Raw genomic sequence first — 24562 nt, forward strand, 5'->3', positions numbered from 1 at the left:
TTATGGTTTAAACTAACCAATTATGAAAAATCGTGCTACGGATTGTGAGTCTGTGACCATAAGCCTGAATAAGTTACTAAAATGTGTGCTTATAGCTTTCTTATTTTTTTTAAGCTCAAATACACAAGCTCAAATAACCTCATTTCCATATACTGAAGATTTTGAAAGCGGACCAGCTGGCTGGTTTGCACAAGGAACAACTTCATGGCAATGGGGAACTCCTTCTGCCTCACTCATAAATTATCCAGCTTCAGGATTTAATGCGTGGGTTACAAATTTAACTGGTAATTATTCAATTGATGAAGATGGATGGATACAAAGTCCGGTATTTGATTTTTCAACGCTATCAATTCCAGAGATTCAATTTGCCATTTGGTGGAATTGTGAAGAACTTTTTGATGGTGTCGTACTACAATCTTCCGTAAACTCAGGTTCCTCATGGGAAAATGTTGGTAGTTATGGAGACTTTAATTGGTTTACAAATCAGTTTATTAGTGCAAACCCTGGAGGTCAAGGAGATGGTTGGAGTGGACATGAAGAAAACTTTACGGGATCAGGAGGCTGGAGAATTGTTGCTCACGGATTACCAAATTTAATAGGACAATCTAATGTTATATTTCGTTTAGCGTTTGCTTCAGATTACAGTATTAATGATGAAGGTATCGGTTTTGATTTAATAAAAATATATGATGGTGATTGTAATGCTGGTGATGATCAAAATTTTTCTGCATGTTATTATAATTCTGATGTTGTTGATTTAAATAATTATTTAAGCTTTGATGCTTCTACAACCGGAACTTGGCAAAGTTTTAATGAAGTGACCATTATTAATAATAGTCAAGTGGATATGGCTGCTGTAAGTTCGGGTAATTACACTTTTAGGTATACAGTGACTAATGGTGGTTGTGTGGATACTTCAGATATTTCAATATCAATTGATAAACAACTGGATGCTGGAAATGATGGAGAACTTATTACTTGTTCTCCATTCACCAATACAGATTTGTTTAACGCACTCAATGGGTCTCCAGATACAGGTGGTACTTGGACTCAGGTTTCAACAGATCCAATTACCTTTAGGTATTCACATGCAGCAGTAGGTGTATGCTCAGAGAGCTCAGCAGTAGTTTTTGTGTATTCAATTCAATCTATTGATGCCAGTGAAGGAATAGAAGAGGAGCCATGTTATATTTTTGAAACGGTAAATTTAAATGATTATTTGCCTGACGGAATTCCTGAAACAGGTGGTACATGGACATTCAGACCTTCAACAGAAGAACCTGATCAGGATATTCCAATTTCTGAAAATGATGATGTAGATTTTCCTGATACTGGAGCAGGAGAAGTCGCTTATAATTTTGATTATGATGTAACAGAAGACTGTGTTATTTATTCTTACGATCTTACGGTTAACGTAACTATAGACCCTTTTCCGGATGCTGGAGAAAATAAAACAGTTGACCTCTATTGCTACGATTATTCAACGTTACATCTCAATCAATTTGTTTCACCCAATTTGATACCAACACATAATGTAACTTGGGAAAGTTTAGATGGTTTAACCGTTCTAAATGAAGATGAAGTCATTCTTCCCAATACTGGACCTGGTCAGTTTTCTTATACGTTTGATTATACCATATTTAACTCTTGCGGACAGCAAGATACAGCAATAATAACCATTTACTTAGACGTATTAAATCAGACAATCTTAATTCCAGACTATGAGTTTGAACGTTATCTTATAGATGATGGTATCGATAGCAACCTTACACCAGATGGTGAAATAGCAATTTCAGATATTTGTGATGTAACAGCATTGAATATATCAAACTATGATATTGCAAGTTTTGAAGGACTTCAATACTTTTCTAATTTAACTAGTTTTTACTTGTATAATAATCAATCTCAAAATCTCGATTCTATTGATTTTTCTGGAAATATTTTGTTATCAAATATAGATGTAATTATTGCGCCTAATTTATCAAGTATTGTAGTAAATCAAAATGTGAATTTAGAGACATTACAAGTGTTTAGTCAAAGTAATGCATTTACATCTATTGATGTGTCTAACAATTTAAGTTTAACAGAGTTGTTACTAGGAAATAATAACCTTACAGAATTAAACATTCAAAATAATGATTTTATCACGTTTTTAGCCTTAAGTAGTAACCCCTTATCAGAATTAAACCTTTCGAATCTTAGTGCTTTAAATACTTTGGTTACGTTTAATACAAATATTGAATATATTGACTTAACTCATAATCCAAATTTACAAACATGGCTTGGTGATAATGGAAATTTAAGATTAGTTTATTTAAATAATGGAGCAAATGAAATATTAACATATTTGGATTTGCGAAATAATTTAAATCTAAACTGTATTTATGTGGATAATGTTCTTAATGCTCAAGATGCTGTGGATTGGTTTAAAGATGGTTTTTCAGATTATGTCGAATCACAGGTTACCATCGATGTTCAAGCAGACGATAATTTTGTTCAGTATGATGGGTTCGGTAATCAAGCACAGGTAGAAGCATGGTTTAATAATCATGGTGATGCAAGTGTTTTTCCAGATTGTGGAAACATTACATGGACTTATACTTATCATATTATTGAAGAACCTAACCAAAATGGTACAGATTTATTTTACGATACAATTTTTACAGCTACTGATGAATTTGGTAATTCAGACAGTACTGCAGCTAGTTTTGTTATAGAAGGAATAAAGCATTTTTCAGAAGATTTTTATGGGTTGGGAGGAACAGCTTGTGAAGATACGTTAGATTTAAATACTATAATTACAGATGTAGAACCTACAGCCAATATTGTTGCTTTTGACATTTCTTACTCTTTATCACAAGTGAATAATTTTCAAACTAATCAAGGCCCATTTGAATCTAGTTTTAATAATACAATTGTTGATTTTCCTGACACAGGAGCTGGCTCGTTTAGTTATTTATATAAAGCAACAATAGAGAAAGATATTCCTTATTTTAGACCAGATCAAGGGGAATTCGATTCAATTTTTATTTACGATGAAGCACTCATCACTATTGATGATAAAACTGTTGCTTTTAATGTTGAAGAATTAGAAGATATCACAGTATGTCTAGAAAGTGGTGAAATTTCATCTATTCAAGATTTAACAGATTTACTGGTTATTACTCCAGACCCAGATGTTTTATTACCTCAGGATCCTATTGATTTAAATCAGTATTGGACACCCTCAGTTTATTCTGGTTCAGGAACCTATACCTTTAACCCTACGTCTGCTTTTCCGCAATGCCCAACTAACGCAGTTTCAATAACAGTTACTGAAGCATCTTGCAGCAGCAATCTATTAGATCTCAATATCTTTTTAGAAGGCGCTTATGATTCAAATACAGGACTCATGAGAGATGATATGAGAACTACAGGAGTCTTGCCAACTACAAGCCCATATGTTGATGCTATAAGTTGTGATGCATCCGTTTTTAATGTTACTGGTAGTCAGGCAATAATCGATTGGATCTGGCTGGAAATAAGAGATAGTAATAATCAAACAACAGTTATTAAATCAAGGTCAGCATTACTCAGAGCAGACGGAAGTATCGTTGATGTTGATGGTGTTTCGCTTGTAAATATTGATATACCTACAGACGATTATTACATAATGTTAAGTCATAGAAATCATTTAGGTGTGCTATCATTTAATTCATACACATTTAATGGAACTACTATAAGCATTGATTTCACAACCTCTAGTCTTTTAGTTCAAGGTACAAATAATGCGATCGCTAACTTTAGTGATGGTAAATATGGTCTTTATGCAGGTGATTTTAATGGAGACGGTCAAGTTCAAAATACAGATAGAAGCATTGTCATTCCTTTAATTGGTTTAAGTGGCTACAACAATGCAGATTTAAATTTAAATGGAGAAGTACAAAACAACGATATCAATAGCATTCTCACTCCTAATATTGGAAAAGGCGTACAATTTATGAATAGAAATCTATTTGCACAGCGCAGACAAAATTGATTTTTATGAGAATTAATTTATGATAAACATTAAACTATGAAAATTATTTATAACACTCTATTTAGAAACATTGTAATGACAGTTACTCTGTTTAGTGTGCTTTCAATAAGTGCTCAGGACATCCATTTTACGTTTGGAAATCCTCAGAACACCAATGATGGCACCTTTGATTATTTTGAGGTTGATGTTTTTATTCAAACAATACATACAACAGGAAGTTTTAAATTGGGATCAGGACAGTTGTATTTTAATTATAATCCATCTGCTTTTGGAACACATGTTTTTAATAATTCAAACTTTGAAGTTACAAACCCGAGTAATGAAGGCTACATCGCTGGTCAGTTTATGGATGAAGTGAATTCAGAATTGTATGGAAATTTTACCATCAACGACAATAAAATGTCACGAGTATCCTGGTCTTTTTTTCAAAAAATGAATGCCAGTGCTTTTTTTGATGATAACGTTTCGGCAATACCAACGAAACTTTGTCATCTCAAATTTAAATATAGTAATGTAAATGAAGATCCAATGCTTAGGTTCGAGGATGGAGATGTTTATGATGATCAATTTATAGCTGTATGTAAAAACCTGTCCGATGATGTATTTTGCGCTGAACAGGTAGGTTTGGAATTAATTAACGATACCTTTGATAGCAGTGGTGCTCGGTTCTCAAGTTCTGAAATAGAATCGCAATCTACAATTAAGTTATATCCTAATCCAGTTAAAAATATCCTTAATATTGAAGGAGACTTAAAAGACGCAATATCGCTTAAGTTATATGCTTTATCCGGACAACTTATTTTAGAATTAAAAGACAATTTCAATTCAATAGATATGAATAAAATTGAAGCAGGTGTTTATGTTTTAAAACTTTTAGGTATCAGTGGAATCAATACTTTTAAAGTCGTTAAAGAATAATTAAAAACAAAGCTTAAAATCCTCACAAATGGCTGTTTGAACTTCTGAATTTGTAAAACCCATATTTTTTAAGTCAGCACTAATTAGAGATATGTTCGCTTTAACATCTTTGAATTCATCGTTACTTAGTATATGAAATGAATAAAAAGGAACTTTGTTAATGTTTGGAAATTTAGTTTCGGTGATAGCCCACTCGTAATCATTACCTTGTTGTAATAATGTGCCATCAACCATTAAAGAAATGGTATTAACAGGAGTTCCTATGGTTGTTATGGTCTTGGTGTCTTTATGCCTTAACAGGAAATAATAATCTTTTTCCTTATTTGGAATACGATCCCATTCAAATCGAATTTCGTTGTTGTAAATTTTAGTACTATCAGCAGGATAACGCATCAAAATAATATCATCACCTCTATAAACCACGCCACTTTTATCTCGTCGTAGTACATCGGTATTTGTAAATTCTTTCCATACATATGAAAAATAAGTTTTTGCAAAAGATGATTTTGTAGTTATGGGTTTTATTGCTAACAATTCTTTATAACTAAAGGTTCCTGTTTGGAACAATTCAAAGACATCACCATTTTCATTTACAATATACACAAGGTCTTCTCTTTGCATAATTAGTTTTGTGTGTTTGTCTAATACAGTTCCTTTCTTTACAATTTTCAGTGAGTCATTGACTTCTATTTTGGGTGATCCTTCATATTTGTAAACAAATAATTTGTTTTTTTCTGCAAAGCTAAATTGAAATGTTAGGCATAATACAACTAACAAAACATAACTTTTATTTACTTTAAGTAAGTTTTCCATTTTCGTTTAGTATTTATATATCGTGTTAAATGCTTGTAATATTTAAAATAACTTCCAGAAAGTATAATTCCTATAATGATGGGAAACGGACTAAGAATAATATCATTTTTAAATAACCAAATGGCTAAAGCAAAGAGTACAATTGCAAAAATGAGTTGATATACCTGCTTTCTGGTTCGATAACTTATTTTGTACTTTTTATTCCATTTCATATACAAAATAGTAGAAAAATACATACATATAAAAGTGATAATACACAACCAAAACAATGATATTCTGTGCATTAAATCGTTTTTAATGAGCATGTTGGTTATGTTCCCATGAATAACCATACCATACATATCAGCATCACTTTTACCTGCAATCGTAGGATTTAGTGGTGTAAAAAATTTATCTTGAATGTCATATTTATTTCCTGTTGGAGAACCAATATAACCCATAATAACAATTTTATCTTTGAGAATAGGTTTGTTGTCATTTAGAAAAAAATCATCTAGAATCAAATGAGGAAAAGCAGTATAATCTCCAGAATATTTAATGGTTTGTAAAGTGTTTAATTTTTCATCGTAATTGTATTTCTTCCATCGTTTTTTGCTTAAATATTTTTTAGCTATCAAGGTCGCAAATGAAGATTGTTTTGTATCATTAATCACTTTTTTTCCAATAAACTCTCGTATAACAGCTGTATTAGTTTTAAAATTGAAGTCTACAAATCCAGGTTTATGTTTCGTTTTAAAAAAAGGGTCACTAAAAATTAAACTGTCATGATATGCTTCAAAGGATGTCACAACTTTTTTGTTTTGAAGCAATTGGGACAATAACGTATCTGTTTTTGTTTTGTCTGAATGTGCTTCTAAAATAATATCAAATCCAACCACTTTAGGGTCTTCTTTTAAAATTGCACTTAAAAGATTAGCGATTACTTCTCTATCGTGATTTTCTATATTAACTAATATGATTTCACTATTAATTTTATCTCTATTGTTGAATTTTTCAGAGTAAAACACATCCAAAAAACTAAAGTCAGAAAATGCTTTATGAAGCGGGTTAAAAAAACGAATGTTGAAAAAAGCAATAGACAGAACTAATAATAGAATGCTGGTAAGAATAGTAGATAAAAACGCATCTCTTATTAATAGCTTAGTCTTTTTTTTCATGGGTTGGTTGTGTTATTTAAATATACATATTAATATTTTAAAGCACAATAACTAAAATAGGGTAGGTAAGATGGTCTTATTATAGGTGTATAGATGATTGAAAATGTTACAGTTATATATAAAAAAAACTCCATAAACTATTTGGCTATGGAGTTTTGTCAGTTTATATCAACTTCTTCTCATACTATACGAATTAATGATGTTTTTTAATCTTAATTTCAAATCTTCACCAGTATCGTAAACCATTTGAGTGTCAGTTGGAAAATAAAGAGGTCTGATTCTCGTTAATTCAAACTCTCTATGGTTTAAAGCTCTTTCATCACCTCTAAATGTTGCATAAACGTGTTCGAAAACAAATTCACTGTCAACAGGAAAGACATCTAGTATTTGATTTTTTCTTAAATCTGTATAAACAAGATTTGCTAATACATGAGTAGATTTAAACTGATGCGTTTCAAAATAACGTGCTTTAGCATTAATGATTTTATCAATTTTTATGTTGTTGCCTAAGCTATCAGTAACTAAATTTCCTGCTCTATCTGTCTTAAATTCCCAGCCATCAACAATGTTTTTTTGTTTCAATTCTTGTCTGGTGTTCACTTGCTCAGGAGAAATGTTAATTTGTTTCAATTGTAACTGCATAGCATAATCATAAGTAATATCATGAGCAGCATCAATATGATACTGTGTCCAGAATTTATTCAAACCATACGCATTGAAGTTTAACAAATCTGCTTCCAGTTGCTGAGGAATAATTTGATAGGTTTGATTTTCAATTGAGACCATAACATAATCTGTTCCTTTGTGATGAGCTTCAAGCATCAGATTTCTTGTGTCTTCAAAGTTTGGATTGATGCGTTCAATATAGCTGAAGATTTTATAGGCTTCTCTGGCATTGTATTTGTCTTCAGAATCTAAAAGAGAGATGCCTTCATCTATTAAGTAATCAGATGCTTTATATCTGTAGTTTACAATTTCTGATGTATAATCATTGAATTTTAAATTTAAAGTTTTGCCATTAATTTTTAAAGGTAATACTCGTTTTATTGCGTTTTGTCTTGCTTCTAAATCTAAATAGATGTCATAAATGGTTCTGTACTGCTCTGGATTTCCATCCTTTTTAAGGTGTTTTAGGTCTTGTAAATCTTCTTCTAAAACTTTGTAATAGGCATCTTCAAGCATTACAATATAATCTTGCTTACGTTTTTTATCTTTATTGTTTTCGAGTTTTCGTAACGCATCATTGATGGCTTGGTCATAATTACCATGACTAATTGCTTTTTCAATTTGTTTCCTTCCGCTACATGATGTTAGTACCAGAAGAAGTACTGTTGTGAGTAGTAATTGCTTCATAATTCTGGATTTTAAAGATTGTTTCTATATAGAATCCAAATATGATGCCAAATAAAAAACCCGAAGCAAATTTTAAATTTAACTTCGGGTTATATTTACGTAAGAGTATTGTGGCTACTTCTTTTTCTTTGGATTATATATCGGTAATAATTGTGTAGATACTTCACCAAAACCAATTCTGGTATCATCCTTTTCGCAGTAACCACGCATGATTACTTTATCATAATCATTTATGAATTTACGTTCAGTACCATCTTTCATTTTGATTGGCTTTTCACCTCTCCAGGTTAATTCTAGCATTGAACCATAAGAGTCAGGTGTTGGTCCGGAAATCGTACCACTTCCCATCATATCGCCAGAGTTTACAGGACAGCCATTTACTGTGTGATGCGCAAGTTGCTGCGCCATGTTCCAGTACATGTACTTAAAATTTGATTTGCTTACAGTAGTTTCTTTAGCGCCTTTAGGTTTAATAGCGACTTCAAGATTAATATCGAAACTTTTCTTTCCTTTGAATTGTAAATAAGGAAGTTGAGGCTTTAAAGGTTTCGGACTTTCAACTCTAAAAGGCTCTAATGCGTCTAAAGTCACAATCCAAGGCGACATGCTAGATGCAAAGTTTTTTGCTAAGAATGGACCTAGTGGTACATATTCCCACTTTTGAATATCTCTTGCAGACCAGTCGTTAAATAGTACCAAGCCAAAGATATACTCTTCAGCTTCTTCAATAGGAATAGGCTCTCCCAAATCGTTAGCATCTGTCGTAATAAATGCCATTTCTAATTCAAAATCTACCAGTTTTGAAGGTCCAAAAACGGGTTGATCACTATCTGCAGGAATCGTTTGTCCTTGAGGTCTGTGTATAGGGATTCCTGATGGAATGATTGAGCTACTTCTTCCATGATAACCTACAGGAATGTGAAGCCAATTAGGCAATAAAGCATTATCAGGATCTCTAAACATAGTACCAACATTTGTAGCATGTTCAATACTCGAATAGAAATCGGTATAATCACCTATTTGAACCGGTAATTGCATTTCGATTTCGTCTAATCTGAACAGAACAATTTCTTTATGTTTTGTATTGTTTTTCAGAGTTGTATTATTACTGTCAAATATTTCAGCAATACGATTACGTACCAAACGCCAGGTTTTTCTTCCATCAGCTATAAAGTCATTTAGTGTATCCTGAAGAAAAATATCATCCGTTAAAGGAATTCCTTCAAAATAACCTAATTGATGTAAGGCACCAAGGTCAATAGCTGTATCTCCAATTCGAGTACCAATTGTAATGATGTCATCACGAGTTAAAAAGACACCGAAAGGGATATTTTGAATTGGGAAGTCAGAGTTTTTTCCAACATGTAACCATGTGCTACGATCAGGATTATTTGCAGATAAAGGCATAATCATTAGTATTGTTTTAATATTGTTTTCTATTCAAACGTACATATTTTTTTTTGTTTTAATTGCATAAATCCATAAAAAATAGATTAAAATCTAATGTTAATAACCTGCTCATAAAACATTGCGTTAAACTAGCTTTTTTAAAACCTTTTCAGAAGATGATTTCTTATTTTTGAGAAATTTTAATTAAGACAATACTTATGCAACGCGATCAACAAATTTTTGAACTTATAGATGCTGAAAAACAACGACAAATAAACGGTTTGGAGCTTATAGCTTCAGAAAATTTTGTAAGCGACCAGGTTATGGAAGCTGCAGGTTCTGTTTTAACCAACAAATATGCGGAAGGCTATCCAGGTAAACGTTATTATGGAGGTTGTGAAGTTGTTGATGAAGTTGAACAAATTGCAATTGATAGAGTGAAAACGTTATTTGGAGCCGTTTGGGCAAATGTTCAACCACATTCTGGAAGTCAGGCTAATACAGCGGTTTATGCAGCTTGTCTAAAACCTGGTGATAAGATTTTAGGATTTGACTTGTCACATGGAGGACATTTGACTCATGGTTCTCCGGTGAATTTTTCGGGTAAATTATACAATCCGGTTTTTTATGGAGTGGAAGAGAATACTGGAGTTTTGAATTATGATAAAATTCAAGACATGGCAACTCGTGAACAACCGCAAATGATCATTGCAGGAGCTTCTGCGTATTCACGTGATATTGATTTTAAACGTTTTCGTGAGATTGCAGATAGCGTTAATGCTTTATTGCTTGCTGATATTTCTCATCCTTCAGGTTTAATAGCTAAAGGTATTTTAAATGATCCTTTACCACATTGTCATATCGTAACCACAACCACGCATAAGACCTTACGAGGACCACGTGGTGGATTGATAATGATGGGACAAGATTTTGACAATCCGTTTGGTTTAAAACTAAAAAATGGCAATCTTAAAAAAATGTCTTCACTTCTTGATTCTGCTGTATTTCCTGGAAATCAGGGAGGACCATTAGAACACATTATTGCGGCTAAAGCCATTGCTTTTGGTGAAGCCCTTTCTGATGAGTTTATGCATTACATGTTACAAGTAAAGAAAAATGCTGCGGCAATGGCAAATGCTTTTGTAAGTAGAGGTTATCATATCATTTCTGGAGGCACAGATAATCATATGATGCTTATCGATTTACGTAATAAAGACATTACAGGTAAAGCTGCTGAAGAAGCACTCGGAAAAGCTGATATTACAGTGAATAAAAACATGGTGCCTTTTGATGATAAGAGTCCGTTTGTAACTTCTGGTATTCGCGTTGGAACTGCAGCTGTGACAACCAGAGGCTTAAAAGAAAATGATATGGAAACGATTGTTGCCTTTATTGATGATGTCATAAAACATTATGACAATGAGGAGAAACTTGAGCGTATTGCAGAGCAAGTGAATACAATGATGAGTGACAAGCCATTATTTTCTAAATAATTTAATTGAAAGCTATGCTGAATTAGTTTGGCAGTTGATTCTATTTGATACATACGAAACCCTTTCTTCCAGAACTTCGGAATGAAAGGGTTTTTATTTTAATCTATTGTCGTTTAGACGTTAGGGGAAATCTTATTTGAAATATAAAAAAGTAACATAAGATTCCTCAATGCTTCGGAATAACATTAGTATTTTTAATCCTCAGAAGTCACAAATTGATAGGCTCCTAAGTCTGATGCAAATTCTGGAGTGGTAGGCCTTGTTATGCCTAAAATGTCTTTATCAACTAGGCTGGAAAATATTGAATTACCAATACCTCTTGCTGCGGAATCTTCATTTAACCTCAAATCGTTTTCAAAAGGTAATTTAAACTCTGGATTTTCGTTTAAGGTAATACGTTCAAAATGTATTCCATCGTTAAAATCAAACGGATTGCTACTCGCATTAAAACGAATCAAACAATCTGTAAACTTAAACAGTAAATCATTGCTGGATTCACCAGAGACATCAATTTCGGCATTATCATTTCCATAAATGATACAATTATTAAAATTAGCCTCTTCAAGGTTATTTGTGGTTACAGAGTTGTCTTCATTTATCATAAAATTGTTGAGTAATACGGAAGGGAATTGTCTGAAACTTGAATTCCAGTAATTCGCAATTGTACAATGCGTAAAGTTATATTTGCCTCCTAATGTACCAGCAAAAGAAGACTGGCCTGAGTTATTAATCACTAAGTTTTCTCCACGAACGGAAGATGCTCTTGCTAATATTCCAAAATTACTGGAGTTGTAAATTTTTGAATTGGTTATTGTTAATTTATCATTGGCTGCATTTTGATTGCCTTCAGATAAAATACCAATGGTTCCGTTTTTGATGGTTGCGTAATTAATTTCATTATTTACACTTCCATTAAACAAATAAATGGTAGACCATTGTCCGGGAATATCCTCAAAAAGAGGTTCTAAACGATCACCTTCAAAAATCACTTCGTTTTCTAATAGTTCTTGATCATCACTTAAGGTACCATTCACTTTTAATGATGCGTTATTGGTTATCAGTAAACCAGAATTGGCATGAAAATGGACACGTGCTCCAGCTTCAATGGTAAGTATATCACCTTCATCTACTGCTGCAAATCCATAAATCACATAGGGTTTTTCGTTGGTAAACGTGAGTTCGTCATCTTCTAAAAAGCGACCTTGTAGAGTGGTCTCGTCCTGAATTCCGTCGCCATCAACATCAAATGTCAATGTTTCAATAACATTCGTTGTATTGTCTCTGTTTGGGAAAATAAAAACAGCGTCCTTAATTAGAGTTACAAGTTCTACTTTCTGAAGGTTATTACCAGAATCGAATTCTATGGCATCTGTATCTAAAAATTGTAATTCAGACAAAGGATTTTCGTTGGTATTGTATGTGGTTTCTATAAAAATAAAGAGACTGTCTTTTGCTAAAATTTCTACATTTTCAAAAACTTTACCAGCCATTCCATCCACATTTAGTCTGTAGTTAGAACTTTCGCCTTGCGATAATCGAACTGTTGGTATAGAGATATCATCATTACTTCTATTGTAAACCTTGAGATTATAAGTGCTTGAACCAATATCTGCGAAAATTGTATCAAGATATATGGTGTCTTTTGAAAATGAAAGGTTTCCAGTGCTTGGAGCAAAATCGAAGTCTTTTCGACAAGAACTCCAAAATATGAGTATTGAAATCGTAAACAGGAAGGATAATAATCTTTTCATAACTATTTTTAATATCTACTGCGTATAAGTTAGAAACCTTATGCGCATAAAAATATAACTTTTGAAGTCAATTTGTAGTATAAAAACTAAAATTTAGTGCAATTCGTATAATTTAATTGGCTTTTTTTGATTCAGCTATAATCTTTTGAAATTCCTGACTGCAGATTACGAGTTCTTCAAGTAAATTTACTTGCTTGTTTTTAGATAGTAGTTTGGAATCAATTTCCTGAGCATCACAATAATCAAAAAACAGAGCTTGGTATGCTTTTGGAATGTTTAAATCGAATGTAAGTAATGTATTATTGAAAAATTGATCCTTTTCAAAAAGGGATTGAAATTCCTTGTAAGTAATAGGAATTACTGGTTTTTCTTTAGGTTTTTTACTTTTAAAAAGCCGACCAATCATTTGAGCAATAGCGATAAAATCTATATTGCCTTTGGGTTGAACTCCGTATTTATAAGGATGCCGTTTTATGTCTTCTTTGATTTGGTTGTTAATTTGTGATTCTAATTTAATGGAATCAAATGCCTTTTCGCGTTCATCTCTTAAAAGCACAGCATCAAGTTCGTTGATTGCTTTTTTTACTTCTATGATGACGATGTGATTAAAATCACGGTCTTTGATTTCTATAAATGTTTTGGTATGAAAAAGGGAACTCACATATAATGTGTCTTTTAATTTAGCTCCAATTTTAAAGTCGCCATCATCATTAGTATAAGTCATGATATTTTGAGTGATATTAACAACTAAAGCACCTTTTACAGTGGTTTCGGCATCGTAAACCTTGCCATTAATAGTTTGAGCTACAATGTGAATTGGCAAAAGCGTTAAAATGAGAAGAACAAATCTTTTCAAGAATAGAAATTAATTGGTTTGTCTTTCAAATTAATAAAATTAGAGCGACAACAAATACAAGATTATGATATTTTAACACTGATTTTAATAAAAATTTTTAGAATAAATCAATGATTTCTTGAGGAATACGAGTAGGTTTGTTGGTGTCGTGTGACATTAAACACCAAATGGTTTCGGAAGTTGTTAAAAGTTTACTGGTCTTTTTATTATAGATTTCAACGATTCGAGTAGATCTTAAACCCTCAGCTTTGGTAACAAATGTCTTTAATACTAAGTCGTCTCCTAAAAGTGCTTCGGCTTTGTATTGAATATGATGACTCAGCATAATCCAATAATACATATGTCTTAAATGTACTGAAGTATTCGCAATCCAGTTGTCTTCAGCTATATCCTGAACCCACTGCACATACCTAACATTGTTAACATGTTTACGAGCATCTAAATCTTCTGTTGAAACAGTGATGTTCTTTTCAAATATTAGCATATGTTATTTTTCATATACTTGAACCTCAAATAACTTATCCCAACGCTTACCAGTTACAAAAATGGTTTTAGTTTCAGAATTATAGGCAATACCATTAAGAACATCTAATCCTTCATGTTGTATGACTAATTGGCGTAGAGGTGAAAAGTCAATAACACCTTCAACAGCACCATTTTCAGGATTAATAATGGCTACACCATTTTTTTGGTAACGATTGGCATAAATTCTACCATTAATCCATTCCATTTCATTGATGCCTATAATTTTACCTTTATTGGTGTAAACTTGTAATTTTGAAACTTCGGCTAGGGTTTGAGAATCTAACAACCAGATGTTTTCTGTGCCATCAGATTTGTAAAGTGTTGTTCCATCATTACAAATTCCCCAACCCTCTTTACTTTGTCCGTATTTAAAACTACCAGTTTTTTCAAAACTGTCGACATCATAAACAAAACCAGTGTTCTCTCTCCATGTTAATTGGTAAATATTATTGTTTAAAATGGTTAATCCTTCTCCAAAATACTGTGGCGCCAAATCAACACTTTTTATAATATCAGAAGTTTTATAGTCCACTTTTCTTAGTTTAGATTCTCCATACTGACCTGTGCTTTCATATAAAATACCATTGTGAAATTCTAAACCTTGTGTGTAGGATGTGATATCATGAGGATATTCATTAATAATCTTATAATCGTAGATTTTAGGAAGTTGATCATTAAGAATGGTGATGTTAGTAGTGACCTCCTCTTTTGTATCATCATAATTAACAGTTGCTGTAATTGTTTGCACACCTAACTTTTGATTGTTTAAGTTTAAAGACGCATTGATAGGTTCACCATTCATCTGATAACTAATAGAAGAAATAGTAGCGTTATTAGGGTTGTTAAGAGAAAGTTTAAGTGTTTCTCCTAGTTTCACAACATTGTCTTTTGCGTTTGTATCAATTGAAAAATTATTTTTTTTTGGATTTGAATTTCCGCAATTAATTAGTGAGAGAGATAACGCAATGAGAATGAAAGATTTAAATACCGACATTTTTTATCAAATTTTAATGCAAGTTATTTAATAAAATTCGGTTTAAAAAATCATTGCAGAAGTATTAAAAGATTGTATCTTTGCAGTCGGCAAGTCCTACACAACCAGCTCCTGCTTAATCCTCCAGGTCGGGAACGAAGCAAAGGTACGCGGTCGTAGCGGTGTGATGTAGGTAGCTTGCCTTTTTTTGTACCCTAAACTCAAATCTTAACAGGTTATAATTTATTAAGAATGTTTGTTTTTAATAGCATTTAACTTTCAACTTTTTTACTTTTAACTTTTAAATCTAATTTCATGTCTAAAGTTGTATTGATAACTGGAGGTTCTTCTGGTATTGGAAAATCTATTGGTGAATTTCTAACCTATAAAGGGTATGACGTGTATGGTACAAGCAGAACGCCAGAACGCTATACAGACTCTAAATTTAGATTAGTGGCTTTAGATGTTGCTGATACCACTTCAATAAAAAAAGCAATTCAGACAGTAGTTGAAGGATCTGGTAGAGTTGATGTTCTTATTAATAATGCAGGTGCAGGAATTACAGGACCTATAGAAGAAATTCCTGATGTAGAAATCAAACGTAATTTTGAAACAAATCTCTTCGGACCAATCAATGTCATCAAAGCTGTTTTACCTCAAATGCGCCTTCAAAATTCGGGATTGATAATAAATATTACATCTATTGCTGGATATATGGGCTTGCCATACCGCGGAATTTACAGTGCGAGTAAAGGTGCTTTAGAATTAATTACTGAAGCTTTTAGAATGGAAATTAAAGATTTTAATATTCGCATGACGAATCTGGCTCCAGGTGATTTTGCTACTAATATTGCTGCAGGTCGCTATCATGCACCTGTAACAAAAGGATCTCCTTATGAAACTAAATATGGATCAGTTTTAAAAAATATTGATGAAGATGTTGATAATGGCAATGATCCTGCTTTAGTTGCAAATGCTGTTTTCAAAATTATAAATACACCATATCCAAAGATTCATTATAAAGTTGGTGCCTTTTTACAAAAGTTCTCTGTTGTTTTGAAACGAATTCTTCCTGATAAAACCTATGAGAAAATGCTAATGAAGCATTATAAGCTATAAGTATTGGTATGTTTTTTGATGATAGGTTGTTAAACTGTATCCTCATGAAAAAACAATTACCTTTTCTGTTATTTTTAACTTGTTTTGTCTTTACTGGTTGCAAAGATTATTTAGACTGTATTGTAAATAGACGACCTGAAATTCATGATGCTACTTTCAAAGATGGTACAATAGGAGTTTATTATTATCAAGAAGTCACTACTGAAATTAAAAATGAACCTCGCGATAATGATTATGGATATCATTACGATGTTTATGGTAATTTACCTGATGGTATTCACATGTTTGCAAATTACAGAACGGTTTCATTTGAAGGTACTCCAGAAGTAGCAGGAACATTTAGATTTACTTTACTCTTATATGTCGATCCGCCTTTGAGTTATGATTACGATACAGACCAATATGAAGAAGTTATGTGCTCTGAGTCGACTTCAAAAGAATTTTCAATTACCATTTATTAATTTCTACAGAGATTTAATTTGTTGATATGTTTTGAAAAAAACATATCATTTAAGCTATGTTAAAGTTGTAATTTCGTGATTAGTATTAATTACAAATCGTTTCTTCTTTTCAGAAATGAATTCAGAATAAACTGATGAAACAAAAAACACAATTTTTATGAAATTTTTTATTGATACAGCTAATCTTGATCAAATTAAAGAAGCTCAAGACATGGGTATTTTAGATGGTGTTACCACAAATCCATCATTAATGGCAAAAGAAGGTATTACAGGTCATGATAACATTATGAAACATTATGTCAATATCTGCAATATTGTAAATGGCGATGTTTCTGCCGAAGTTATTTCTACCGATTTTGATGGTATGGTTAGAGAAGGAGAGGCTTTAGCAAAACTTCATGACCAAATTGTTATTAAATTGCCTATGATTAAAGATGGCATTAAAGCCTGTAAATACTTTAGTGATAAAGGTATAAAAACCAATGTGACTTTAGTGTTTTCTCCAGGTCAAGCTTTATTAGCAGCTAAAGCTGGAGCAACTTATGTGTCTCCATTTATAGGACGATTAGACGATATCTCTACAGATGGTTTAAACCTTATTGCTGAAATAAGAATGATTTATGACAACTACGGTTTTGATACTGAAATTCTCGCGGCTTCTGTAAGACATACAATGCATGTTATAGACTGTGCAAAACTTGGTGCTGATGTTATGACTGGACCTTTAAGTTCAATTGTTGGATTGTTAAAGCATCCATTAACAGATATTGGTTTAGAAAAGTTTTTAGCAGATTATAATAAAGGAAATTAAACAATCCTTTTGTAACGTTATGGGACACTCTTGAATGGATGTATTTAAGAGTGTTTTTTTATTTTGTGTTAGGTGATTTATGTGATGACGATAAAATTTCTAAAACCTCAGTCATTTCTGGACTAAAAAGACCAATATTAGAATCTACAATTCTCATCTTTTTATCAATTACAAAGATTTTATGCGATAAAGTAATTACATATTTCTCCATGGCTTCTGAAGAATTAGAAAACATATACTCGTTTTTAGAAGCATAGTTCAAGGAACGAATCGTCTTTTTCCAGTAATGTAACTCATTGTCATTAAAGTTAATTGCGATAAAGTTTACTTCAGGGAATTTGGCTCTTAGTTCATTAATTTTAAAATGGCTATTTCTCGAATGCATTTTATAATTCGTAGACCAGCAATAAATGACAGTTGGCGCATTAATTAGAGTGTTTAGTTTTACGGTATTTCCTTCAAAATCAATTAATTCTGAGTTAGGTAGCACATTTCCAGGTCTCAATTTGCTTGATGCTTCATCTAGAGCTTTCAAATAAGTTTTATCTTTAGAATTAGTACTTTTACTTAGGTAATAATTAATCATTGTATTAGTTTCATCACGATCATTAGCATTTAAAATGAAATCTCTTGTGATGTGTTTTAATAAATAATTTTTAATATTTTCACTGGTAACAGCACTGTCAATAAGTTTTAACTTTTCAATATTGTAGTCCAGAGCCATTCTGTCAAAAACTTCATGATTTCCATCAATATAATATTGGTTTAAAGCCATATTATTAAAGTGCCAAAACAGGAATCTATTATAAACATATAGATTACTCAGGCTCTCGTTGTTAAGGTCTACCTCGTTTCTATAATCATAAAAACCTTCAGGTAAATCTTTAAAATGAATCAATTTATTATTTCCGTAATAACCAAAAGGAAACATTTCATGATATGCATAATGATTGTAGTCAATACTGGATTTTACAATACTTTTAAATAAGTCTGATGAAGGTTTTTTAGATAAAAATTCTTCAAAATGTTCTAGCTTTTGCTTTCTGCGACTAACCATGTGTTTTTGAAAAACTTCAGGTTCTAAATGACTTGTATTTCTAAACTTCTTATTTTCTATTTCGTCATCTATAAACGATTTTATAAGATAGTTATTCTTTTTAGAGCCTATACCAGTATATACCAAAGACTCATCAAAATCATTTGTGTTTAATCTAAATAACAAGCTGTCTTTTGGTTCTAAAAAAATAGTTTGATATTCTCCTCCATGAGTAAATGAATATAAACCAGGATTTAAATTATCAATTTTGTGAAGAAATCTATTGTTGTTATCAAGATAGATGGTGTCTTTACCTTCAATACCGTTACTAAGAGTAATATAATTGTTGCTTGGGTTGATAATTTCTCCACCAAAATAAGCATAATCTCCTTGAGTTGAGCTCGAGTTTTTACAGCTAAATACAAGTGAAAATGCTAAAAAAATATAAAAATAAAATTTCATAAATACGTTGTAGGTAGTTCAATTACTAAACAAAAATAGAGCTTGCAGGTAATAACTCTTGTTAATACGTTGTTAAATCTTATATATGCTATGTTTTCAAAGAATTTTCATCGAAAATAATTAGTGCTAGTTGTTTCTTACAATGGATTGATTTTTCTACTTTTGCAAAAAATTAAAACACATTATATGTTAACAGTTTCTAACCTTTCAGTACAATTTGGTAAACGTGTTCTTTTTGATGAAGTTAATACGACTTTTAATAATGGAAATTGCTACGGAATTATTGGAGCAAATGGTGCAGGAAAATCAACGTTCTTGAAAATCATAGCAGGAAAACAGGATCCTACTTCTGGTCATGTTCATTTAGAACCAGGTAAACGTATGTCTGTTTTAGAACAAGATCATAATTTGTACGATGAGCATACGGTTTTAGAGACTATTATTATGGGTAACAAGCCATTATATAAACTTAAAACTGAAATTGATGCGTTATATGCCGATTATACAGATGAAAATGCCGAAAAAATAGGAGAGCTTCAAGTAGAATTTGAAGAAATGAATGGCTGGAATGCAGATAGTGATGCTGCAGCAATGTTATCAAACCTTGGCATTAAAGAAGAGTATCATTACACATTAATGAAAGACTTGGATGGTACGCAAAAAGTACGTGTGCTTCTTGCGCAGGCACTTTTTGGTAACCCAGATTTACTAATTATGGATGAGCCAACCAATGATTTAGATTATGAAACAATCTCTTGGTTAGAGAATTTTTTAGCAAATTATGATAACTGTGTGATTGTAGTATCTCACGATAGACACTTTTTAGATTCAGTTTGTACGCATATTTCAGATATTGACTTCGGAAAAATTAATCATTTCTCCGGAAACTATACATTTTGGTATGAATCATCTCAATTAGCAGCGAGACAACATGCACAACAAAATAAAAAGGCTGAAGAAAAGAAAAAAGAGTTAGAAGAATTTATCAGACGATTTTCTGCAAATGTTGCCAAATCTAAACAAGCAACCAGTAGAAAGAAAATGATTGAAAAGCTAAATATCGCAGATATAAAACGTTCCAGCCGTCGTTATCCAGCAATTATTTTTGAACGCGATCGTGAAGCTGGAGATCAAATTTTAAATGTTGAAGGATTAGAGGCTTCTGTTGAAGGTGACATTTTATTTAAAAATATTGATATCAATTTAAATAAAGGCGATAAAGTCGTAGTGTTTTCTAAAGATTCTAGAGCAACTACAGCTTTCTATCAAATTATTAATGGTAAAGAAAAAGCAGATGCTGGTCAGTATGACTGGGGAATTACAACCTCTCAATCCTACTTACCATTAGATAATAGTGATTATTTTGATAATAATCTAACTCTTGTAGATTGGTTGCGACAATGGGCAACAACAGAGGAAGAGCGCGAAGAAGTTTACATTCGCGGATTCTTAGGAAAGATGATTTTTAGTGGCGATGAAGCTCTAAAAACAGCTAATGTTCTCTCTGGAGGAGAAAAAGTACGATGCATGTTGAGTCGAATGATGATGGTGAGAGCAAATGTTTTAATGCTCGATGAGCCTACCAACCATTTAGATCTTGAAAGTATTACTGCATTTAACAATTCACTTAAAAACTTTAAAGGTACTGTAATGTTTACAACTCATGATCACGAGTTTGCTCAAACAGTAGCCAATAGAGTTATTGAATTAACTCCAAATGGAGTTATAGATCGTTATCTAACATTTGATGAATATATGAATGATAAAAAAATAAAAGAACAGCGTGAAAAAATGTATGGTGTAAGCGCTTAGATGTTTCTTTTATAAATTAGCTATAACTAAGAGTTACTCACAAGAGTTGATTCAAAATGATCTGTTTGAGTTCTTAATAAATGTTGTTAACTAAGAAGATGCTTCCATCTCACTTTTAACACGATTCACTACAGTTATGGCTTTATCATACTCGTCATTATGTACAAACACTTCCTGGTATCCTTGATTCATAGAGGCGTAACCTGCTAATCGTTGCGATTCACCTTCATCTTTTATAATAGGAATGATGCCAATCTGCTCTAATTCATCTTTAATACGAGTGACTAAAATAAAATTACCGTAATAGATTTTTGTATATTCTGAAGCGTTCATAGTTTTAAGTTTTTATTTACACCTTTAAATTACAAAATTTATACCACTTGCTCTACTGTTTTTTTTGATATAAAAATGTTAAAAGTTTTCTAATAACTAAATTATTGTTTAACAATCTTGTATATTTGTTAAACAATAAAAATTATCGCTAGATAATATTTTGATTGATTTAGTTAGGTTGTTGAAAAGCCATGTTGTAAAGAACATGGCTTTTTTAATAGGCTTTATTTTTTGAACATTGATCTAATTAGGAAAAATGCTACTATACCAATTATGACACAAATAGACTTTATATAGAACCTCTTAAAGTTATTTGTGGATGTAACATAAAAAAACCGCTTCGTGGAAGCGGTCTTTTTTAATTATCGATTGAACCCAAAACACGTTTCATAAAAGTATTGAGTGCTTCTTTTTTTGGAGTACCTTCTTTTATCATTTTATGGACTTCAATGGCTCCATACATATTAGAAATTAGTTCGCCAACCACATCCAGTTCTTCATCTTTTAATGAAGGAACTTCAGTGAGGTTTTCCAGAGTTTCAATAGTTTCTACGATATAATCTTCATCATTATCTTCAATGAATTGTATCAAGTGCTTAATTACAGGTAGCTTCATAATCGTTTTTATTTATATGACTTCGTCAACTAATTCTTTTAAAACTTCAAATTTATTAGTCTGAACTTGATTTTTAAAATCACCACCTTTAAAAGTAGCAAAAGTAGGTAGATTGTCTACTGTTGCTAATTTTCTAGATTCAGGAAATTTTTCGGCATCAGCAATAACAAAAATAGCATTTTCATTTTCTGAAGCTAATTTCTTAAATTTAGGTTTCATTATCCGACAGTTTCCACACCAAGTCGCAGAGTATTGTACAATAACAATATCGTTGTTATCAACTATATGTTGTAGATTATCTTGTTCTAATTCTTGAATCATAACTTATATTTAAGTTTAAAAGTCATTGCGAGCAAAGTGCGAAATTTCTTTTTGGAAATTGTAATTTTACTCTGCTCGCAATGACAAAATTTTATATTAGTGAGATGCTAAATATTCAGCAGTGCCTTTTGCATTTGGCGCCATTGCATCTTTACCTTCTTCCCAGTTTGCAGGACAAACTTCACCTTTCTCTTGTACATGTGTGTAAGCATCAATTAAGCGTAAAAATTCATTTACGTTTCTTCCTAAAGGCATATGATTAACACCTTCATGAACAATTGTTCCTTCTTCATCAATAATGTAGGTTGCTCTATACGTTACATTATCACCTTCAACCTGAACTGTTCCGGTTTCTTCGTCGTAAGTTTCATTTGAAATATCTAAAATACCTAAGATACTAGAAAGATTTCTGTTGCTATCTGCTAAAATAGGGTAAGTTACACCTTCAATTCCGCCGTTGTCCTTTGCTGTATTTAACCACGCAAAATGAACTTCAGGAGTATCACAAGACGCACCTATAACGATGGTGTTTCTTTTTTCAAACTCACCTAAAGCAGCTTGAAATGCGTGTAATTCTGTCGGACAAACAAAAGTGAAATCTTTTGGGTACCAGAATAATAATACTTTTTTCTTGTTATTTACTGCTTCTTCAAGAACGTTTACTTTAAAGGTGTCACCCATTTCGTTCATTGCGTCAACGTTTAAATTCGGGAATTTTTTTCCTACTAATGCCATGTTTTATATTTTTTAATTATTAATTTTTCTATATCACAAATATACTTCACAATAAAGAAAATTGGTGTTATGAAAATTTTAATTTTTTATACAATTATAGTTTTTAATTATGGCTAATTATTTGTTTTATAATTAAAATCTATTTTTGTGTTAACATTTTAATTTTTATTCTGAATGCGGCAAATAGTAGTGTAGTAAATGGGCTTAGCCAATTAAAAATAGCATATACAAAATATTCTCCAACACCAACACCCAAAACACCTGATTGATAGGCACCACAAGTATTCCAAGGAATTAACACAGAAGTGACTGTGCCAGAGTCTTCAAGTGTTCTACTCAAATTTTCAGGAGCTAAGCCTCTGTCTTCATAGGCTTTTTTAAACATTTTTCCAGGAATAACTATTGCTAGGTATTGATCTGAAGCGATGGTGTTCAAGCCTAAGCAACTTATCACTGTGCTTGTAAATAAACCAAAAATTGTTGTCGCAACAGACAATAAAGCTTGTGTGATTTTTGCTAAAGCACCAATGGCATCCATAATACCACCAAAGACCATAGCGCATAATATAAGATAAATAGTCCAAAGCATACCTTTCATTCCGCCAGCCGAGAATAAGTCGTTTAATTTTTCATTTTCAGTTACAATAGAAGTGTCAGTCATAATTGAGTTCAAAATAGCCTCAAATTTTGATTCAGATAGATTATTTAAAATTTCAGGTTGAAAAATGAAAGCGAAAATTGCTGCTAAAACAACACCAGCTCCAAGCGCAATCAATGGTTTTGTCTTTGCAAGAATTAGAGCGATAACAATTCCAGGTACTAAAAATAACCAAGGAGAAATATTAAAGGTGTTATCAATAGTGCTTAAAAGACTACTAATATTTGCGTTTCCATTCGTATCGATGTTCATACTGATAACAGTAAATACAATAAGTGTTATGATGATAGTAGGCACTGTAGTAATAGTCATATATCGTATATGTGTGAACAAATCAGTTCCTGCCATTGCTGGAGCAAGATTAGTAGTGTCACTTAAAGGAGACATTTTATCTCCAAAATAAGCGCCAGAAATTACGGCTCCAGCAATCATGCCAGGATGTATGCCTAAAGCAGAACCAATCCCAACTAATGCGATACCCACAGTGGCAGATGTTGTCCAGGAACTTCCTGTAGCAATTGAAATGACTGCAGCAATGACAACAGAAGCAGGTAAAAATATTTCAGGACTTAAAACTTGAAGTCCATAATACACCATTGCAGGAATAACTCCGCTTATCAACCAAGTTCCGGCCAAAGCACCAACTAAAAATAAAATAAGAATAGGGACGAAAACACTTTTGAGATTTTCCCATACTTCTTTAATCATAATATTTAACGATACTTTATTAAATAAACCGTCAATCATAGCGACTAAACCACCCATTAATAGAATGAGTTGATTAGTGTATGTTCCTAACCATTCTTGTCCGTCTACAAAGAAAATGTTGTAAGCAAGTAAACCCATTAAAATGACAACAGGAATAAGTGCTTCTAAAATATTAAGCTCTTTATTTTTTACAATATTTTGATTGTCTGCTTTGAAATTGGAAATATTATTGTCGTCTTGCATG

Annotated in this window: 21 protein-coding genes and 1 other RNA gene; 8 read left to right on the forward strand and 14 right to left on the reverse strand. The window is 32.0% G+C overall.

Annotation, left to right across the window (positions count from 1 at the left end):
* The first annotated feature begins 22 nt into the window (after positions 1 to 22).
* Positions 23 to 4018 (forward strand): hypothetical protein, encoded by a 3996-nt coding sequence (locus tag ACRHNM_RS08300; protein ID WP_431135518.1) that lies wholly within the window; start codon positions 23 to 25, stop codon positions 4016 to 4018.
* 36 nt (positions 4019 to 4054) lie between these two features.
* On the forward strand, positions 4055 to 4936 hold the full coding sequence (locus ACRHNM_RS08305) for a T9SS type A sorting domain-containing protein (protein ID WP_431135520.1): 882 nt from the start codon (positions 4055 to 4057) through the stop codon (positions 4934 to 4936).
* On the opposite strand, the gene ACRHNM_RS08310 is transcribed toward ACRHNM_RS08305, so the two are convergent.
* From ACRHNM_RS08310 to fahA, 4 genes are all read right to left on the reverse strand, one after another.
* Positions 4937 to 5749 carry a hypothetical protein gene (locus ACRHNM_RS08310; RefSeq protein ID WP_431135522.1) on the reverse strand — a complete coding sequence of 271 codons (813 nt, stop codon included), beginning with the start codon at positions 5747 to 5749 and terminating at the stop codon, positions 4937 to 4939. It lies immediately after the preceding gene.
* Positions 5728 to 6906 (reverse strand): CHASE2 domain-containing protein, encoded by a 1179-nt coding sequence (locus ACRHNM_RS08315; RefSeq protein WP_431135524.1) that lies wholly within the window; start codon positions 6904 to 6906, stop codon positions 5728 to 5730. The genes ACRHNM_RS08310 and ACRHNM_RS08315 overlap by 22 nt, the downstream gene beginning before the upstream one ends.
* A gap of 168 nt (positions 6907 to 7074) precedes the next feature.
* Positions 7075 to 8259 carry a hypothetical protein gene (locus ACRHNM_RS08320; RefSeq protein ID WP_431135526.1) on the reverse strand — a complete coding sequence of 395 codons (1185 nt, stop codon included), beginning with the start codon at positions 8257 to 8259 and terminating at the stop codon, positions 7075 to 7077.
* A 114-nt stretch (positions 8260 to 8373) separates the two neighbouring features.
* The gene (gene fahA, locus ACRHNM_RS08325; RefSeq protein WP_431135657.1) at positions 8374 to 9666 is read right to left on the reverse strand and encodes a fumarylacetoacetase; all 1293 of its coding nucleotides are present in this window, start codon (positions 9664 to 9666) and stop codon (positions 8374 to 8376) included.
* Between the two features lie 200 nt (positions 9667 to 9866).
* On the opposite strand from fahA, the gene glyA reads away from it, so the two are divergent.
* Positions 9867 to 11141 (forward strand): serine hydroxymethyltransferase, encoded by a 1275-nt coding sequence (gene glyA, locus ACRHNM_RS08330; RefSeq protein ID WP_431135528.1) that lies wholly within the window; start codon positions 9867 to 9869, stop codon positions 11139 to 11141.
* A 194-nt stretch (positions 11142 to 11335) separates the two neighbouring features.
* Here the strand turns inward: glyA and ACRHNM_RS08335 are convergent, their stop codons facing one another.
* The 4 genes from ACRHNM_RS08335 to ACRHNM_RS08350 form a co-directional block, all read right to left on the reverse strand.
* Positions 11336 to 12892, reverse strand: coding sequence for a right-handed parallel beta-helix repeat-containing protein (locus ACRHNM_RS08335; protein WP_431135530.1), 1557 nt, complete (start codon positions 12890 to 12892; stop codon positions 11336 to 11338).
* Between the two features lie 112 nt (positions 12893 to 13004).
* Positions 13005 to 13748 (reverse strand): hypothetical protein, encoded by a 744-nt coding sequence (locus tag ACRHNM_RS08340; protein WP_431135532.1) that lies wholly within the window; start codon positions 13746 to 13748, stop codon positions 13005 to 13007.
* Between the two features lie 97 nt (positions 13749 to 13845).
* Complete coding sequence (locus tag ACRHNM_RS08345) at positions 13846 to 14232, reverse strand: acyl-CoA thioesterase (RefSeq protein WP_431135533.1); 387 nt, start codon at positions 14230 to 14232, stop codon at positions 13846 to 13848.
* Positions 14233 to 14235: 3 nt separating this feature from the next.
* Positions 14236 to 15267: a glutaminyl-peptide cyclotransferase gene (locus ACRHNM_RS08350; RefSeq protein WP_431135535.1), complete on the reverse strand. Its 1032-nt coding sequence runs from the start codon at positions 15265 to 15267 to the stop codon at positions 14236 to 14238.
* Positions 15268 to 15354: 87 nt separating this feature from the next.
* On the opposite strand from ACRHNM_RS08350, the gene ffs reads away from it, so the two are divergent.
* The 4 genes from ffs to fsa all read left to right on the forward strand — a co-directional run bounded on the left by ffs (position 15355) and on the right by fsa (position 17637).
* Positions 15355 to 15453, forward strand: an RNA gene (gene ffs / locus ACRHNM_RS08355) — signal recognition particle sRNA small type.
* A 108-nt stretch (positions 15454 to 15561) separates the two neighbouring features.
* Positions 15562 to 16365: an SDR family oxidoreductase gene (locus tag ACRHNM_RS08360; protein ID WP_431135537.1), complete on the forward strand. Its 804-nt coding sequence runs from the start codon at positions 15562 to 15564 to the stop codon at positions 16363 to 16365.
* Positions 16366 to 16409: 44 nt separating this feature from the next.
* On the forward strand, positions 16410 to 16826 hold the full coding sequence (locus ACRHNM_RS08365) for a hypothetical protein (RefSeq protein WP_431135539.1): 417 nt from the start codon (positions 16410 to 16412) through the stop codon (positions 16824 to 16826).
* Positions 16827 to 16983: 157 nt separating this feature from the next.
* Positions 16984 to 17637, forward strand: a complete 654-nt coding sequence (gene fsa, locus ACRHNM_RS08370) for a fructose-6-phosphate aldolase (protein WP_431135541.1) — start codon at positions 16984 to 16986, stop codon at positions 17635 to 17637.
* Positions 17638 to 17695: 58 nt separating this feature from the next.
* On the opposite strand, the gene ACRHNM_RS08375 is transcribed toward fsa, so the two are convergent.
* Complete coding sequence (locus ACRHNM_RS08375) at positions 17696 to 19135, reverse strand: TlpA family protein disulfide reductase (RefSeq protein ID WP_431135543.1); 1440 nt, start codon at positions 19133 to 19135, stop codon at positions 17696 to 17698.
* A 186-nt stretch (positions 19136 to 19321) separates the two neighbouring features.
* Here ACRHNM_RS08375 and ACRHNM_RS08380 point away from each other — a divergent pair, with 186 nt between their 5' ends.
* Positions 19322 to 20947: an ABC-F family ATP-binding cassette domain-containing protein gene (locus tag ACRHNM_RS08380; protein ID WP_431135545.1), complete on the forward strand. Its 1626-nt coding sequence runs from the start codon at positions 19322 to 19324 to the stop codon at positions 20945 to 20947.
* A gap of 90 nt (positions 20948 to 21037) precedes the next feature.
* On the opposite strand, the gene ACRHNM_RS08385 is transcribed toward ACRHNM_RS08380, so the two are convergent.
* The 5 genes from ACRHNM_RS08385 to nhaC all read right to left on the reverse strand — a co-directional run bounded on the left by ACRHNM_RS08385 (position 21038) and on the right by nhaC (position 24561).
* Positions 21038 to 21280 carry a putative signal transducing protein gene (locus tag ACRHNM_RS08385; RefSeq protein ID WP_431135547.1) on the reverse strand — a complete coding sequence of 81 codons (243 nt, stop codon included), beginning with the start codon at positions 21278 to 21280 and terminating at the stop codon, positions 21038 to 21040.
* A 358-nt stretch (positions 21281 to 21638) separates the two neighbouring features.
* Positions 21639 to 21896, reverse strand: a complete 258-nt coding sequence (locus ACRHNM_RS08390) for a DUF6952 family protein (RefSeq protein ID WP_431135549.1) — start codon at positions 21894 to 21896, stop codon at positions 21639 to 21641.
* 12 nt (positions 21897 to 21908) lie between these two features.
* The gene (locus ACRHNM_RS08395) at positions 21909 to 22217 is read right to left on the reverse strand and encodes a thioredoxin family protein (protein WP_431135551.1); all 309 of its coding nucleotides are present in this window, start codon (positions 22215 to 22217) and stop codon (positions 21909 to 21911) included.
* Between the two features lie 96 nt (positions 22218 to 22313).
* Entirely contained in the window at positions 22314 to 22952 is a 639-nt protein-coding gene (locus ACRHNM_RS08400) for a peroxiredoxin (protein WP_431135553.1), read from the reverse strand.
* A 139-nt stretch (positions 22953 to 23091) separates the two neighbouring features.
* Complete coding sequence (gene nhaC, locus ACRHNM_RS08405; RefSeq protein WP_431135555.1) at positions 23092 to 24561, reverse strand: Na+/H+ antiporter NhaC; 1470 nt, start codon at positions 24559 to 24561, stop codon at positions 23092 to 23094.
* Position 24562: the final 1 nt, after the last annotated feature.

The sequence above is a fragment of the Psychroserpens mesophilus genome (assembly GCF_050617655.1).
GTDB lineage: Bacteria > Bacteroidota > Bacteroidia > Flavobacteriales > Flavobacteriaceae > Psychroserpens > Psychroserpens mesophilus_A.

Coding starts and splice junctions, on each gene's coding strand:
- ACRHNM_RS08305 (WP_431135520.1), top strand. CDS start 4,055: ATGAAAATTATTTATAACACTCTATTTAGAAACATTGTAATGACAGTT.
- ACRHNM_RS08350 (WP_431135535.1), bottom strand. CDS start 15,267: ATGTCGGTATTTAAATCTTTCATTCTCATTGCGTTATCTCTCTCACTA.
- fahA (WP_431135657.1), bottom strand. CDS start 9,666: ATGCCTTTATCTGCAAATAATCCTGATCGTAGCACATGGTTACATGTT.
- ACRHNM_RS08400 (WP_431135553.1), bottom strand. CDS start 22,952: ATGGCATTAGTAGGAAAAAAATTCCCGAATTTAAACGTTGACGCAATG.
- ACRHNM_RS08375 (WP_431135543.1), bottom strand. CDS start 19,135: ATGAAATTTTATTTTTATATTTTTTTAGCATTTTCACTTGTATTTAGC.
- ACRHNM_RS08335 (WP_431135530.1), bottom strand. CDS start 12,892: ATGAAAAGATTATTATCCTTCCTGTTTACGATTTCAATACTCATATTT.
- ACRHNM_RS08320 (WP_431135526.1), bottom strand. CDS start 8,259: ATGAAGCAATTACTACTCACAACAGTACTTCTTCTGGTACTAACATCA.
- ACRHNM_RS08360 (WP_431135537.1), top strand. CDS start 15,562: ATGTCTAAAGTTGTATTGATAACTGGAGGTTCTTCTGGTATTGGAAAA.
- ACRHNM_RS08395 (WP_431135551.1), bottom strand. CDS start 22,217: ATGATTCAAGAATTAGAACAAGATAATCTACAACATATAGTTGATAAC.
- ACRHNM_RS08310 (WP_431135522.1), bottom strand. CDS start 5,749: ATGGAAAACTTACTTAAAGTAAATAAAAGTTATGTTTTGTTAGTTGTA.
- ACRHNM_RS08380 (WP_431135545.1), top strand. CDS start 19,322: ATGTTAACAGTTTCTAACCTTTCAGTACAATTTGGTAAACGTGTTCTT.
- nhaC (WP_431135555.1), bottom strand. CDS start 24,561: ATGCAAGACGACAATAATATTTCCAATTTCAAAGCAGACAATCAAAAT.
- fsa (WP_431135541.1), top strand. CDS start 16,984: ATGAAATTTTTTATTGATACAGCTAATCTTGATCAAATTAAAGAAGCT.
- ACRHNM_RS08390 (WP_431135549.1), bottom strand. CDS start 21,896: ATGAAGCTACCTGTAATTAAGCACTTGATACAATTCATTGAAGATAAT.
- ACRHNM_RS08365 (WP_431135539.1), top strand. CDS start 16,410: ATGAAAAAACAATTACCTTTTCTGTTATTTTTAACTTGTTTTGTCTTT.
- glyA (WP_431135528.1), top strand. CDS start 9,867: ATGCAACGCGATCAACAAATTTTTGAACTTATAGATGCTGAAAAACAA.
- ACRHNM_RS08385 (WP_431135547.1), bottom strand. CDS start 21,280: ATGAACGCTTCAGAATATACAAAAATCTATTACGGTAATTTTATTTTA.
- ACRHNM_RS08315 (WP_431135524.1), bottom strand. CDS start 6,906: ATGAAAAAAAAGACTAAGCTATTAATAAGAGATGCGTTTTTATCTACT.
- ACRHNM_RS08345 (WP_431135533.1), bottom strand. CDS start 14,232: ATGCTAATATTTGAAAAGAACATCACTGTTTCAACAGAAGATTTAGAT.
- ACRHNM_RS08300 (WP_431135518.1), top strand. CDS start 23: ATGAAAAATCGTGCTACGGATTGTGAGTCTGTGACCATAAGCCTGAAT.